Here is a 15,416-nt window from a genome sequence, read left to right as displayed (position 1 = left end):
ATTTATCAATACTCGCTAATATTACCATATTTTTGGATTTTTATAACTTTTTTTTAATTATAAAACAAGAAGAAGGTTGTTGTGGGCAACGCTGAAAATCTAAATCTTGTTCTTTAATTATTGTAAACAACTCGGATTTTAAAGCACCCAAGCCATTTCCTGTGACTATTTTTACACTATTTTTATACTCTAAGGTTTTTAAAATATTCATAATTTTAGCCACAGCTTCTTGAGTATCTAAACCATGTAAATCATAAGTTTGATCTTAAATAGACCAATTATAAGTTTGTTTAATACCTGAAAAAGAATTTGAAAAATTATCTAAAATTTGATTTGCTTTTTCTTCTTCTTGTTCTCTAAAATATGCTTTATTTTTCTTCATTTTGACATTTAGAACAAATATATGTTCCTCTTCCTCCTACTACTATTTTTTCTATAATATTTTTACATTCCGGACAAGTCAAACCTTTTTTAGTATGTACTTTTAAAAAATTTTGAAACTGTCCTTCTTGTTTATTAAGTGAGGCGTAAGAATTTATTGTTGAACCACCTAACTCAATAGATTTTAATAAAATAGATTTTGAAAATTTTAGTATTAATTCTACTTGTTTTTTAGTTAATGTATTTGACTTTTTTAAAGGATGGATTTTACTTGCAAATAAAACTTCGTCTACATAGATATTGCCTAAACCTGCAATTACTGATTGATCTAATAAAGTAGTTTTTATATATCTAGAACTTTTTTGTAATTTTAAAAATAAGTCTTCTAAATCAATTTCCATTGGTGTTAAAGCAACTTGATTTAGTGGAGGAGTTTTTAAATAATTTTCTTTTGTTTTTATATGAAAAGTTCCAAACATTCTTGTATCGTTATAATGCAAAAAACTTGCGTCTTGAAAACCCATTACTAAATAAGTATGTTTTTCTTTTCTAGCTGAATTATTTAAAAAATACTTGCCATTCATTCTTAAATGTGAAAGCAAAATTTTATCATTACTAAAATGAAAAACTATGAATTTTCCTTTATTAGTAACTGATAAAATTACTTCATTTTTGAAGCTATTTTCTAATTCTTCTAGTGTGGAATTTTTTAGCATTTTTTCTTTATAAAGTTTTATAAATGCTACTTTTTTGTTTGTTAATTCTTTATTTAATTGATTAACAACTGTAACAACTTCTGGTAATTCTGGCATTAGTCAGTATCAAGCTCGTCAATTCTTGCTTGATGTCTACCACCTTCGTATTTTGTATTTAAAAATGTATCAACAATTTTTTTTGCTTCTTCTAACGAAGTAAATCTTCCTGCTAAAGCAAGTGCATTAGCATTATTATGTAATTTTGCTAAATAAGCATCGTTTTCATTAACAACTCTAGCTGCTCTTATGTGTTTGAATCTATTAAGCGCATATGAAATTCCTAAACCTGTACCGCAAACTCCGATTCCTAGATCAGCTTGTTGATCTAAAATTTCATGTGCAAGTTTTTTTCCATAATAAGCATATGAGCAAGATTGTGCATCGCTACCTGGACCTAAATCTATAGTTTCATACCCTTTTTCTTTTAAATATTCAATTAACTCTTGTTTTAATTTAAAACCAGCATGATCTGACGCGAATGCAATTTTAATTGTTTTTGGTTTTTGTTCTGAACTCATTTTTACCTCAATACTTTTTTTGTTTTTAAATCTATTATTGTAGATGCTGTTCCATTTCCTACAGTTAAATTATAAACATTTAAAATACAAGTAAATTTTTTTGTTGCTTCTTCTAGAGTTAAATTATTTTGGTTTGAAATATTTGCACTCGATACAAAAGCAGGTCCTTTTTGAAGAAGAAGATTTTGCACATCAGTGTTGTTCGGAATTCTAAAACCTTGTTTTTCTATAATTAATGAAGTAGAACCTGGTCAGTATTTGTCAAAATCTTGTTGATATTTTTCGAAGTTTTTTTGTGAAATAAAGGTCTTTAGTTGGTTAACTTTTCCTATTAAAATTATTATTTTTTTATCTAAAGGTCTTCTTTTTAGAAGGTATATTGTTTTTAAATCTGGTTTGTTTACAAAAGTACCTAAACCTACTAAAGTATCTGTAGTTAATAGAAATAATTTACTATATTTTTTTACTTTTTTAAAAAATCTTGATATGTGTTTTTTTACTATAGAGACTTCTTTGGTATTTCTTTGAAAATGAAGAAAAATCAAGAAAAATTGCTTTTTATCTTCAAATTTTAAGTAAAGAAAAAAAGAAGAATAAAAAACTTTTATTCCTTCTTTTTCTTCATCTTTGTTTATATATTTGTTAAAAATTCTGTGTTTAAAAAAATAATTAATTAATTGTTTTTTAGAATCTTCATTAGTAAGTACTTTGTATTTAAACTTTATTATCATTTTAATTTTTAATCAATTTTTGATGTATTAATTCTTGTTGTAGTTGTCAAAATTGGTGAAATTGAGAATCAGAAATTAGAATCTATTTTAGAAATTTCTCTTAATATTGCTATAATTTCTATATAAAAAACTATTGTGTCTATTTTGTAAACTTCTTTTCTTGTGTATCCAGACATACCTTTTCATAAATGAAATGAATGTCAGTAATTTGTCTCTTTTAGATATGTAAAAATCTCTTCTGCCTTTGTTGTATAAATAGTAAGTAACATTTTTTTGTATTTTGGATAAATTTTATTTAAGAAAGTAGTTGTTGTTATTAAATAAATAAATGTACCTATGATTTGAATAAAAGTAAAAGGTGAACCATACTTTTCTGGATAATTATATTTCATTAAAGAAATTATTATTATAGACACAACAGCAAAAGCAATTGATAATATAAAACTCATTTTTCCTATAGATTTTTTATACTTACCTGAAATGTAATTTGTTATAAAGTCAGTTCCTCCAGTTGAACCTCCAAATTTTCAACCAATTCCTATTCCAAAACCTGCAATTACACCTCCTATTAATGTATAAAACATAATTTCTCAAGTGTTGTTAGATTTATAAGGAACTGAAATGTCAATAGAATTATTAATTCAAGTTTTTATTTCAGGAATTTCAAAAATGAAAGTTCATAAGTTTTGAAATAACATACCAGCAACTGTAAGGAAAATGAAGGATTTTCGTACATATTTAAAAGTTAAAATTATTAATGGAACATTAAACGCTAAGTATAAAACAGAAAAATAAGGACTAGTATCTGGTCAAATTAAATTTATTAATACTGGTAAAGCAGCAATACCTGTAGGAACAACTTCTGCTTTTCCAATAAAAATATGAACACCAACAGTAAACAAAAACGAAGCTACTAACATCATAAAGATACTTCAACGCTTTTGAACAAAAAAGTTTTTAAAGGTTATTGGAACACTGTTGAGTGAAAATATTTCATTATTTATATCTGTATTTATTTTAGTTTTTAATTTTCTTACTTTTTCAGTAAATGAAACTTTTTGTGTGTTGTTTGGTTTGTTCATTTTTTCTTTCTTAAAACTTCGTTTTTAAAAATTTTTCTTTTATATATGTATTAAAAAGTCGTTTTTTAATTATATAAGTTTTTGAAAAATTAAAAATAAAAAAACCACCAAACACAACACTTCTCGATATGGCTGCTCTATTTCTATCCTGACCAGGTTACAAGGTTATTGTTTTAGTGGCTATATAATTTTACACTAAAACTTAATTTTAACAAGTAATTAATAAAAAAATTAATAAAGTGTTATAATTTTTGCGCAAAAAATACATAAAAAGGAAAACAGAACTATGAAAACTACTTTGAAAACTGTAGCAACTGCTGTTCAATTCGCAAGTGCAGTAGCTACTCCGAATTCACATGATAATGCACAACATTTGCAACAACTTCAAAATGTTCAAAAAGTTTCATTTAAACAAGATTTTGAACAATTAAATCAAGAAAAAATGAAGCAAAATCTTCAAAAATATATTGAAGCAAGTAATATGAATTTTCTTAATACTGCTTGAAGATTTAAAGAAATTTTTACTGATATTTTAAATAATAAGTCTGCAAGAGAAATTATTAAAAATAGATATAGATCAATTGCTGATTTTTTAAGTACTTCTGGTGCTATTAATTCACAAGACTTTGGTTTAATTAGTTATATTATGTCTTCAGGTTATGTAGGTTCTGAATATAAAGATTCAGTACTTTCTGATTTAATTCACATGTACAAAGTACAAGGTAGTGAATATGAAAAAAAATACTTTGGAGAACTTGAAGAATTAAGAAAAAAAAGAGAATCTATTCATAACTGAAGTGAATACTATAAAAAACTTAAAGCTGCAGTTGAAAAATTACCACAAGGTTTTAATACTTTTAAAGAAATATTATTAATTTCAGAACAAACAAATGAACCATTATTTGGTTTAGCGCAATATCTTTTAAATCACTTGGATGAACATATCAGAAAGTTCGCTAACAACAAATTATCTGAAGCTTTAGTAAGATTAGTGGTTGCTTTATTTAGAAATGATTGAAATACTAAACCATTTTTAGATGCATTAGGTACAACTTACAAACACACTTTTATTACTGTTGCTAAAGCTATTGTTGGATTTAATAATTCTTCAAAAGCTCCTAGTTTAATTTATGACATTTTTAATAGTTTATACAACGACTCAGCAACTATTAATCCAAATTCAGTAATAAAAGTTATTGATAAAACTTTACTTCCTTTTGTAAACGCTTTAGTGTTTAGAACTGTCTTTGTAAAAGAAGGATTTTCAGACTCACCTTTCTTTGATTTACTTTACAACGAAAGAAGAAAAGCTACTTCATTTGTCTATGTAAATCGTTTAATTTTCAAATCAGATTTTAAATGGGACTGAACTCCAATTAAAGAAATTATTCCTACAAATGTTGTTCTACAATACAACAGCCCTTATCCTGTTTATAACTCTGTGGTAAAAAATAATATTTTATGAGATTATGTAAACTTTAGAGCTAATGACCAATTTAAGTTCTCTTATGTAGCAAGTGGTGATTCACCTGACAGAGTAAGATTAACAACAAGAAGAAACGGAAAATTTGCAAACTTCGGGTATACCACAACAGTGGAGTTCAGAGTTGCATATGAAACACCAGGGGCATTTGCTTCAATTGCTTCACAATATAGAAAAGTAGCTGGTAATTGAAACTCAGCAAGTGATTTATTGTATTACCAATATGCACAAGAACAAAGTGAATTAAAAGAAGTAATTATTGAAGACGAAAACAACTCAATACCTTTATGAATTTACAACCAAAACAACAAAAATGAAGACAAAGCGTTTAAAGATGTTAAGTTTCACTGAAATGGAATTGATGGAAGACTTCTAAAAGAACTAAGAGATTCTTTTAGAAGAACTACATACTGAAATCTTTCTTTATGACCAAAAGAAGGAAGATCATTTGGTACTGTAGACGTTAAAGGTTCAAGATTGGATTTTGAATTTAGAAAACTACCTTTAGCTCAAAGATTCTTTACTCTTACAGGAACTACCGATCAAACACAACCAAAAATCTTCTTCAAACCTTTATCAAACATGTCATTAAGATTACTTTCATCTGAAATTCTTCATTTCTTTAGTTTTGAATTAACTGTTTTATTCCCTAAACCTATTTATGATCAATCATCAGGTACTTGAAGAAGACAATTTACAAAAGTATTTACTTTAGATTATAATTCTCCTATTTTAGGAACAAATCAATCATTTGATGTAGCTGATCAATTTCAATTTATAGATAGAAAGTTTCATTAAAAAATTAATTTAATTTATTGAAAAACACTTGAATAAAACAAGTGTTTTTCTTTATTTTGCTTCATTTATGAAGGATTTTTAACTACCTTCTAGTTCAAAAATTACTTGTTGTAATTGTAAAGCTTTTTCATAATCTTCTTCTTTTGCAGCTTCTTTCATTTGTTTTCTTAAAGAATCAATTAATTTTTGTTTTTCTTTTAAATCTTTTTTGGTCTTACTATGAATTAAAGAAATAATAGCGTTTTTATCTTTTTCTTTTATGCTTTCAACAATAGGTTTTAAAATAGTTTTTGGTGTAATATTGTTTTCTTTATTGTATTTTTGTTGAATGTCTCTTTTGTTGTGATTATCATCAAGAGCAGCTTGCATACTTTTGGTTATTTTGTCAGCAAAGAAAATTACTTTACCATGATCATTTCTAGCAGCTCTACCTATTATTTGAATCAAGGAAGTTTTTGATCTAAAAAATGACTCTTTATCAGCATCTAAAACAATAATCAAAGAAACTTCTGGCAAATCAATCCCTTCTCTAAGAAGGTTAATTCCTATCACCGCATCATAAATCCCTTTTCTTAACTTAATTAGAATTGCTTCTCTTTCAAAAGTTGTAAATTCTGAATGAATATAATAAACTTTTTGTTTTTTACTTTGTAAATATTTACTTAATTCTTCTGAACTTCTTTTAGTGGTTGTTAAAATTAGTGTTCTTTCGTTTTTAACTTTTTGTTCTTGAAGTAGATCATAAATAAAATCAACTTGATTTATTGTTGGTTTTACTTCAATAACAGGATCTAGTAAACCTGTAGGTCTAATAATTTGCTGAATTACTTCGCCATCTGCTTTGTCAATTTCATAATCTGCTGGTGTTGCTGAAATATATATTTTTTGGTGTTGAAATTCTTCAAATTCTTCAAATTTTAAAGGTCTGTTATCCAAAGCAGAAGGAAGTCTGAAGCCATAATCTACTAAATTTGATTTTCTTGATCTATCACCTTCGTACATTGCATTAAGTTGAGGAATCATCATATGTGATTCATCAATAAAAATGATTGCATCTTTTGGTAAATAATCTAACAAAGTATATGGTTTTTCACCAGCTTGTCTTTGATCTATATGTCTAGAATAATTTTCTATTCCGTTACAAAAACCAAATTCTCTTAGTGAATCGATGTCATTTAAAACTCTTTCTTTGAGTCTTTGTTTTTCTACTAATTTTTCTTCTTTTTCAAAGTAATTTAGTTGAAAATCTAATTCGGTTTCAATAGTTTTTATAGCTTCTTCAATAGTATCTGAAGTTAGAGAATAAGCTGAAGCAGGAAAAATGGTATAACCTATATAAGTTTTTAAAACTTTTTTATCTACAGGATTAATTTTAGTTATTTTTTCAATGACATCGCCAAAAAAATCTATTTTTATTAAGTAACTATCAGTTCAAGCTGGTGTGATTATAAACACGTCTCCTTTGACCATAAATGAACCTGATACTGTGTCAACTTGATTTCTTTTGTATTGTCTTTTTACTAACTCAATTGCAAAATCTGAAGGTTTAATTTTTTGATTAATTTCTATATTTATAAAGCTTTGTTTATATTCTTTTGGATTATAAGCTCCATAAATTGAAGCTACTGAAGATACTACAATTGTATCTCTACGCATAGTAAGTGCATTTAAAGTAGACATACGCATTGCTTCTAAATCTAAATTAGTTTTACTGGTTTTATCAATATAAACATCTTGAGCTGGTAAATAAGCTTCTGGTCTATAAAAATCAAAATAAGAAACGAAATATTCTACTCTGTTGTGTGGAAAAAATTCTTTAAATTCTGTAAATAATTGAAGTGCTAATGTTTTGTTATGTGATAACACTAAAACAGGTCTATTTAATTGCGCAATTACATTTGCCATAGTAAAAGTTTTTCCTGAACCGGTAACTCCTAAAAGAACTTGATGCTGTTTGTGATTTTTGATGCCTTGCACTAATTTTTCAATTGCTTTAGGTTGATCACCTGTTGGTTTAAATTTCGATATTAATTCAAACATAATTACTTCTTTTCCTTTATTTATTAATCTTAATTGTAAAATAAAACTACAGAATTTTCTGTAGTTTTATTTTACAATATTTAGTAATTATCTATATTTTTCTGGATGTTTTTTCTTCATTTCTTTTAAAAAGTCGTCTTTTGAAAGGTGATTATATTTTTCAAATAGTTTTTTGCACTCTTCTAATTCTTCTAAAGCTCATTCTTCTTTTTCAAAACCGTCTACTGAAGTAATTCCTGGACGTTTCCAATTTTTATAATTAGAGAAAAAATATTCTACTTCTAATACTCAAGTTGAAGGTAAATCTTCTAATTTTTGAATGTGAGCTAATCTATAATCATCCTCATGAACTGCTATTAATTTTGTATCAATTTCTCCATCATCGATCATTTTCATAGCACCAACAATTCTTGCTTTAAGTTGTGAACCTGGAATGAAAGATTCTTTTGAATATACTAAAACATCTAGTTCATCACCATCTCAATCTAATGTGTTTTTAATAGCACCATAATTAGCTGGATATACAAAAGGTTCTCTTAAAATTCTGTCAACTACTAATTTGTTTTTTTCTCTATCAAATTCATATTTTATATTTGAATTTAAAGAAATTTCAATATCTACATTTATTATATTTTTTTTCATAATTTCCTTCTTTTTTCTTTATTTATCTTCTTGAAAATAGTTTTAAAAGTATGATTACTAATCTTAAATATGATACTAATAAGAACATTCCATATGCTAAACCTATACGTAAGAATTTTGCTTTTAAATCTTCATTATACTTATCAGTAGCTAATCAGTATAAACTCTCTTGTCTCATTAATCAGAAGTTGTAACCTATCATTGCAAAAGTGACAAGTGTTGCAATAACTAAATAAATCGCATTAATAATGCTATTAAAAATAAAATATGAAACTATAAATAAAATTAATTCTACAACCAATCCTACTCAAATAAAAATTACAAATCTTGAAAAATCTATTATTTGGAATCAACCTAGTGCACCAATAATAGCAAATATTCCTGCAGGAATTATAAATGATAATAAAATATAAGAAATGGTTTTATAATCTAGACTCTCTATTACAAAAGAAAAATTATCATCTATTGTTCTTATCAAAAATAAAGCAGAAATTAGAGCTGGTAGTCAAAAACTTTCTAAAATTATGAACAAAATATACATCGGCACTAAAACAGCTAATGAACTATTTTGTCTTCTACTTTGATTACTAATAAAAAGCATAATACCAATAGAAGCAAAAGTAAGAACTAAGTTAGTTACTAATAATCCTATTGCTGACCCGGAAACTCCAAGAAGTAGTTTGAAATATGCTTCTCTAATTGGATTAATAGCAAGTATTGCAAAACTCAAAATTGCAATGAGAAAAATTCCTAATGATAATCACATTAGAGAATAGCTTAATAATCTATTTGAAAGTCTTTTTTCATCTGCTTGCACAAATTGAATTTGAGACTTTTTAAAAGCGTTTTGGAAGAAATTCATAATTAAAAATTATAGCAAATTAAGAGTATTTTTGAACAATTTTATTCAACTTTATAAGTCAATGATTTAATGATGATTTGGTTTTTTTTATTCCAAATTTTTCTTCCAAAATTTCAACCATTTGTGTTAGTGATAAGTTTGGTTCTTTTGATTTTAAATCAAAAAAGATAATTTCTTCTTGTCTAAACAAGTGTAAAAGTCTTCCTTTTATTATAAATTGGTAATTTTTATTATGTTTTTCAGAAGCAATACCAGATCTTTTTGCATTACTAATATCTAAATTTGTAAGTCTATTTGCGTTAGATTCATAATCTCTTTGAATTTTTATGTTAAAAAGTTTTTTAAAACTTTGAATAGCTCCAATAAAACCTAGAAAATCAAGAATTTGTTCTGATTTTTTTATATACAAAATAAAATTGTTATTTCTTTGTAGTTGAAAGAAATTTAAAGTGTGATTTTCTAATTTTTTTTGTACTTTGCTTGAAATTTCTTGATTATAAAATTTTATCTCTAAATGATAGGAATGAGCATCTAATTTAGAAATAGTTCCTGTACCCACAAATACACCAGCTAAAAAGGATTTAGAAGATCAATCAGATTCGGAAATGTCAAAATCTTCTTTATTTATGATAATTCAATTTTTATTTTTTGTGTCTTTAAAGTAAGGGATGTGAAATTTACTTAATTTTTGTTTAATTAGTGTTGAAATATGTTCTTTATTTATTCTAATTTCAAAAAAATCCTGATTTGTATTTACTTTATTTTTAAAACTAGAATAAATAATCCCTCTTAAAAAAGAATTTCACTCTTTTAAATTATATTTTATAGATAAAATCTCTTGTTTTACTTCTTGTGTAAATGTCATATTTATTTAATTATTACTGAAAACCTGAAAAAAAATAATAAAAAAAAGCAACTTCCTATCTTCCTATCTCTAGTATTGTCGGCGTTAAAGGGCTTAACTTCTGAGTTCGGAATGGTATCAGGTGATCCCCTTTGCTATCGTTGCTCTTACAATATATTACACTATTTTTTAAAAAAGCAAAATATTTTTTTTATTTTTTTTTAAAAATTTTCGTTTTGCTCTGATTTATCTGCTATTTTATTAGGATTTACTAGCTCAAAAACTTTAATAACATCATCAATTTGACCAATAAATGTTACTAAATCATCTTTGTTAAGTACTAATTCTCCATAAGGCAAAATAGTGTTGGTTTCTCTCTTAATTATAACAACAGAAACCTGTAAATTTGAAAATTTTGAATTTTTTATTGTTTTGCCCGCATATTTTGGTGATGTTATAGTAGTTGAACCTATAACAAAACCTCCTGGAAGTTCTTGTAAAGTTTCAGAATACTTAAAAAAGTTGTTGTTGGTGGAAAATAAAGCTAAACGGATTCCTGCTTCTTCTTCTGGACTAACAATTCAATTAACCCCGATTTGTTTTAAAACCCTTGCATGTCTTTTGTTTACAGCTCTAGCTATTATATTTTTAACTTTTAATTCTAATAAAGCAGCAATAATTTCTGTGTTATCTGCTAATGCCACAATAACTGTATCTATATTTTCGAAACCAATAGCTTCTAGTGCTTTCATATCAGCTGCATCTGCTTCGATTATATTGTTTGCATAATCCTTAATTGAATTTAAATTTTTTACATCTTTATCTATTACAAGAACAGATTTATTTAATTTATGAAGCTGTGTGATAGTAGCTTTTCCTAAACGTCCAGCCCCTATGACACAAATATTTTGTTTTTTCATAGTTGCTAAAATTCTATAAAAAAGTATTAAAAAGTAAAGAAGAATTTAAAATTTAATCAAAATTTCTTTTATATTCATAAAATAATTTAAAATTATTATTCAAAACTATGAAATTTAGTGATATAAATATAAAAAATTTTTTAGATGTATTAAAAAACAAATTTAATAATTTCTTGAAATTTAATAAAGTTAAATGAATTTTTTTAACTTACATATTAATTATTCTTATTGGGGCAGGGTTATTAACTTCAAAAATTTCCTTACAAAAAGAACAAAACATAAGTTTTTTTGAAGCTTTTTTTACTTCTGTTTCTGCTTTTAGTGATACTGGTTTGGTAGTTAAAACTACATCAACTACTTTTAATCAATTTGGACAAGCGATTGTGGCTATTTTAATTTTGATTGGAGGAGCCGGCTTTTTTGCTTGAAAAATCTATATTTTTAACTATATTTTTAGATTCAAATTATCTTTATTCCAAAAATCATTAGTAAAAACTGAACGGGGAGCAAATAAGTTTGGCGAAATAAAAGGCGTTATTATTTCTAGCTTAACAATTTTTATAATTTTAATAATTTTTTCTTCATTTGTCCTATCTTTTTACTTCTATAATGTTCCAGGAGATTTTCAACCTTTACAAACAATAGACAATAATCAAGAACTAATAAATCCTTATAAAAACACTGGATTGTCAATTAGATATGCTATTTTTCATACAATTACTGCTCTTAATAATGCAGGTTTTGATATTGTTGGGAAATATTCATTTGCTCCTTATTATTCTAATTACTTTGTATTAATCTGATTAATTATTCTTTTTGTTATTGGGGGTATTGGTTATCCAGTAATTTATGATATTTACCTTTATATAAGAAGCAAAATTTTTAGAAATCAAAGGTATCCGATGAAGTTTTCTTTGTTTTCTAAAATATCTGTTTCTACTTATTTTATAGTTGCAATTATTGGTATTAGTCTTATTTTAATTTTTGAAACTCAAACCAACAATCCACATTCTTTTTGAAACAAATCTGGTTCTTCTTTAGGTTTTTGAGGGGATTCAAGTTCTTTTAATTATGGAACTAAAACTAATAAAGTTTTTGCTTTAATTTTCTACACATTTTCTACCAGATCTGCTGGTTTTTCAGTCTTTGATACTTATGATTTAAGTCAGCCAAGTTTAATTATTTCATCTCTTTTAATGTTTATTGGTTCTTCACCTTCATCAACAGGTGGGGGTATTCGAACAACAACTTTAGCTATAATCATATTATCTATTTGATCTAAAATATTAGGTAAAAAATCTATTCATAGCTTTAAAAGATCTATTAGTTTTGAAAACTCTGATAGAGCATCTGTAGTATTTTTTATTTCTTTATTTTTAGTTGTTATTGCTTTATTAGTGGGTAGTTCTTCTTTTGATAATTTAAGTACAAAAACGATTGAAAATCCTTTAATTTCAAGCTCAATTCCAGATTTAGAAAAATATAGAACCTTTAATTTATTCCATCTTTTCTTTGAAATAAATTCAGCTTTTGGTACAACGGGATTATCCACAGGCATACTTGATTACTTAAATATACATACTAAAACTTTCTTAATCTTTATTATGTTTATAGGACAACTTGGTATTAGCTCTTCTATTTTGATTTGATCTAGTGAAAAGAATAAATTTAATAAATTTGAATACTTAACAGAAGATGTTATGACAGGTTAAAGTCAAAGAAAAATAAAGAAAAAACAAGCAATTTTGCTTGTTTTTTCTTTATAAATTTATAAGTTAATTACTCTTTGTAATTTAATCCCAAAGCATTTAAAATTACTTGTAAGATGAAGTTAAATGGTTTGTTGTAGTGTGGTAAGAAATAGAAATCTGATAGAGCTATTTCTGGTAATGTCATTCTTTTTTGAATTGCTAATGATAAGAAGTAAATAGCTTCTGTGTGATTAAAACTTTGTCCATATGAACCGATTTGTGCACCTAATAATCTTAAAGTTTCTTTTTCATATGTTATCTTAATTCAAACTTTAGATTTGTGTTGCATAAATTCTGGACGATCTCAGTCTTCTAAATATTCTGATTCGAAATTTTCAATTGTTGGATGATTTTTGCATCCATTTACAGAAAATCCTGTTGATGAATAATTAAATCCGAAAACAGAAATTGCATTTGTTCCAACATAACCTGGAAATGGAAGAGTTTCTTCACCTTTAGCTAAGTGGAATGCAGCAACGATACCTGATTTAACTGCGTTTGTTGCTAAAGCAATGTAAGCGTGAGTATCTGTTGCGTTGTGTCACATTGAAGCTGAATCACCAATTACATAAACATCTTTATCTGTTAATGATCTTTGGAATTCGTCTACTAAAACAGCTCCATTTGGTAATTTTTCAACACCTTCTAAAATTTGTGTGTTTGGTCTAAATCCAATAGCTAAAATTACTAAATCAGCTTGATATGTGTTTTTATCTGTTTGTACACCTGAAACTGTTACACCATCTTCTGTTAAGAATTTTTCTACTTTTTCTCCAAAGTTTAATTCAATTCCATGGTTTCTAATTGCATATTCCATTTTTGAGGTAAATTCTTCATCGAAGTAGTTAGGAATAATTCTAGGTTGCATGTCAATTAAAGTAACTTTTTTTCCATATTTGTGGAAAGCTTCTAATAATTCAATTCCAATATAACCACCACCAATAATAATTACATTTTGTAATGATGGATCTAATGCTTTTGCTTTAATTTCTTTTGCATGTGTAAAGGTTTTTGAAATTAAAATGTTCTCTAAATTAACACCTTCAAATGGTGGAACAATTGGTCAAGTTCCTCCAGCAAAAACTAATTTGTCGTATGTGTCTTTAAAAACTTGTCCAGTTCTTAAATTTTTCACCATTACGTATTTTTCTTCACGATTTATTTCAATAACATCATGCTCTAGGTTTACTGAAATTCCAAGTGATCTTAATTCTTCAACATTAGAATAAAATAAACCATTTGGATCTTCAAATTCTTGTCCTACTCAAAGAGCAATTCCACATCCTAAAAATGAAATGTCTGTATTTCTATCGTAAGTTACTAATTCTGCTGTAGGATTTAATTTTCTAAAAGTTCTTAAAAATGAGGTACCTGCGTGATTTGTACCAACTGATATAATTTTCATGTATTTTCCTTTATTTTAAACAATTATAATTGTGATTTATACTCTAAATTATATGTTGTTTATTCCTTTTTTCTAAATATTTTTTTCTGTTTTTTGTTAAAAAAGGCAAAGGAATTTGAAGAATTTTGTCAATTTCGCCGTTTTTTGAAATTTCTTCTTTAAATTGAAGTGTTTTTTTATTGTTTTCTTTGAATTTTAACCTTCCTGTTTCTTCATCAAAAGTAAATCAATATTTATCAAAAGCTGTGTGTAAATTTGGTGTTAAATTCAAGTAATTTTCAAAATCTTCAATGGCTTTAAGATAATCTAAAAATTGCTTTTCATTGTTATGTTGCTTATCAATTTCGATTAGTTTGTTTTTAATGTCACTAACAGGTCAAATATGAGCTCTTTCTGTGTAACTAAAGTCAAAAATTTTGTTTGAAAATTTCTCAACATTTTGTGCAAAACGTTGTCTGCTTTTTTGAACTAATTTTTCTATATTTTCTGTAGAAATTAATTTTTTTAACTCTTCTATTTTTTGCTTACCCATTTCTTTTCTCTTGTGATTAAACAAGTTTGGATTTGAAAGATATTTAATAATTTCTAGAATTTTTGAAAATTTGGAATTTGGATTTTGAGCTTTTTCTTGTAAAAGTTCAAAGTAATTGTGTTGCATTTTTTTATTTGCAAAAATTTCTTCTTTTTGACTTGTTATTTCTTCATATTCTTCAAAAAAATTAGTAAAAAACAAAGAAAAATTACTTTTAAAAAATGGTACTTTTTCTTCTAATATTATAGGAGCATTATCGGGGGATAACAGTTCTCCTGATGGATTAGAACCTCTTGTCAAAGGAATAAAATTTTTAATTGTAGATTTATAACTATGTTTTAAATAATTATTTAATTTTTCTAATTGTGCTGAATCTAATTCAACAATGTCATGTTCACTTCTAAAAGTTCTGATTTTTTGACTTAAACCTAAAAACGAAAAGACTTCTTCTCTAGTTCTGAAATTTGTTGTTTTACTCTCAAATCAACTTTGAGTTGTTAACACATCAATTTCACACATTTGTAATTCATAGTAAAAATGTCTTATGACTAAAGACCTAGAGTCATAAATAAATTTTATTTTTCCTTTAAATTTGGCAGCTTTTTGTTCTTCTTTTTTAAAGTTATTAGTAATTATGGAAATTTCATCTCAAAAAACATTCTTGATCATAAA

The 15,416-nt window shown here is 25.9% G+C and carries 14 protein-coding genes, 1 rRNA gene and 1 other RNA gene; 2 read left to right on the top strand and 14 right to left on the bottom strand.

Annotated features, from left to right (window positions below):
* Positions 1-40 precede the first annotated feature (40 nt).
* From HF996_RS04000 to ffs, 6 genes are all read right to left on the bottom strand, one after another.
* Complete coding sequence (locus tag HF996_RS04000) at positions 41-241, bottom strand: hypothetical protein (protein WP_256366903.1); 201 nt, start codon at positions 239-241, stop codon at positions 41-43.
* Between the two features lie 127 nt (positions 242-368).
* Positions 369-1,193 (bottom strand): DNA-formamidopyrimidine glycosylase, encoded by an 825-nt coding sequence (mutM, locus tag HF996_RS00260; protein WP_168910115.1) that lies wholly within the window; start codon positions 1,191-1,193, stop codon positions 369-371.
* The gene (gene rpiB, locus HF996_RS00255) at positions 1,193-1,654 is read right to left on the bottom strand and encodes a ribose 5-phosphate isomerase B (protein WP_168910114.1); all 462 of its coding nucleotides are present in this window, start codon (positions 1,652-1,654) and stop codon (positions 1,193-1,195) included. The genes mutM and rpiB overlap by 1 nt, the downstream gene beginning before the upstream one ends.
* 2 nt (positions 1,655-1,656) lie before the next feature.
* Positions 1,657-2,385: a Sua5/YciO/YrdC/YwlC family protein gene (locus HF996_RS00250; protein ID WP_168910113.1), complete on the bottom strand. Its 729-nt coding sequence runs from the start codon at positions 2,383-2,385 to the stop codon at positions 1,657-1,659.
* 8 nt (positions 2,386-2,393) lie between these two features.
* The gene (locus HF996_RS00245; RefSeq protein WP_168910112.1) at positions 2,394-3,467 is read right to left on the bottom strand and encodes a YitT family protein; all 1,074 of its coding nucleotides are present in this window, start codon (positions 3,465-3,467) and stop codon (positions 2,394-2,396) included.
* Positions 3,468-3,557: 90 nt separating this feature from the next.
* Positions 3,558-3,655, bottom strand: an RNA gene (gene ffs / locus HF996_RS00240) — signal recognition particle sRNA small type.
* A gap of 98 nt (positions 3,656-3,753) precedes the next feature.
* Between ffs and HF996_RS00235 the strand changes: the two genes are divergently transcribed.
* The gene (locus HF996_RS00235) at positions 3,754-5,748 is read left to right on the top strand and encodes a hypothetical protein (RefSeq protein ID WP_168910111.1); all 1,995 of its coding nucleotides are present in this window, start codon (positions 3,754-3,756) and stop codon (positions 5,746-5,748) included.
* 78 nt (positions 5,749-5,826) lie between these two features.
* Here HF996_RS00235 and uvrB read toward each other — a convergent pair whose 3' ends face one another.
* The 6 genes from uvrB to HF996_RS00205 all read right to left on the bottom strand — a co-directional run bounded on the left by uvrB (position 5,827) and on the right by HF996_RS00205 (position 11,056).
* A complete protein-coding gene (gene uvrB / locus HF996_RS00230) occupies positions 5,827-7,788 on the bottom strand; it encodes an excinuclease ABC subunit UvrB (protein ID WP_168910110.1) in 1,962 nt (653 codons plus the stop codon).
* Positions 7,789-7,875: 87 nt separating this feature from the next.
* The gene (locus tag HF996_RS00225; protein ID WP_168910109.1) at positions 7,876-8,430 is read right to left on the bottom strand and encodes an inorganic diphosphatase; all 555 of its coding nucleotides are present in this window, start codon (positions 8,428-8,430) and stop codon (positions 7,876-7,878) included.
* 22 nt (positions 8,431-8,452) lie between these two features.
* Positions 8,453-9,292 carry an MAG0110 family membrane protein gene (locus HF996_RS00220; protein ID WP_168910108.1) on the bottom strand — a complete coding sequence of 280 codons (840 nt, stop codon included), beginning with the start codon at positions 9,290-9,292 and terminating at the stop codon, positions 8,453-8,455.
* 19 nt (positions 9,293-9,311) lie between these two features.
* Positions 9,312-10,157 (bottom strand): DNA-binding protein WhiA, encoded by an 846-nt coding sequence (gene whiA / locus HF996_RS00215; protein ID WP_168910107.1) that lies wholly within the window; start codon positions 10,155-10,157, stop codon positions 9,312-9,314.
* A gap of 42 nt (positions 10,158-10,199) precedes the next feature.
* Positions 10,200-10,305 (bottom strand): 5S ribosomal RNA (gene rrf / locus HF996_RS00210).
* A 52-nt stretch (positions 10,306-10,357) separates the two neighbouring features.
* On the bottom strand, positions 10,358-11,056 hold the full coding sequence (locus HF996_RS00205; RefSeq protein WP_168910106.1) for a potassium channel family protein: 699 nt from the start codon (positions 11,054-11,056) through the stop codon (positions 10,358-10,360).
* A 107-nt stretch (positions 11,057-11,163) separates the two neighbouring features.
* Here HF996_RS00205 and HF996_RS00200 point away from each other — a divergent pair, with 107 nt between their 5' ends.
* Positions 11,164-12,768, top strand: coding sequence for a potassium transporter TrkG (locus HF996_RS00200; protein WP_168910105.1), 1,605 nt, complete (start codon positions 11,164-11,166; stop codon positions 12,766-12,768).
* Positions 12,769-12,835: 67 nt separating this feature from the next.
* Here HF996_RS00200 and HF996_RS00195 read toward each other — a convergent pair whose 3' ends face one another.
* Positions 12,836-14,212, bottom strand: a complete 1,377-nt coding sequence (locus HF996_RS00195) for an FAD-dependent oxidoreductase (protein ID WP_168910104.1) — start codon at positions 14,210-14,212, stop codon at positions 12,836-12,838.
* 43 nt (positions 14,213-14,255) lie between these two features.
* Positions 14,256-15,413 (bottom strand): MAG4270 family putative restriction endonuclease, encoded by a 1,158-nt coding sequence (locus HF996_RS00190; protein WP_168910103.1) that lies wholly within the window; start codon positions 15,411-15,413, stop codon positions 14,256-14,258.
* Positions 15,414-15,416: the final 3 nt, after the last annotated feature.

It is taken from the genome of Mycoplasma sp. 1654_15 (assembly GCF_012516495.1).
Taxonomy (GTDB): domain Bacteria; phylum Bacillota_I; class Bacilli_A; order Mycoplasmatales; family Metamycoplasmataceae; genus Mesomycoplasma.
This window is presented reverse-complemented; position numbering and strand designations above follow the sequence as displayed.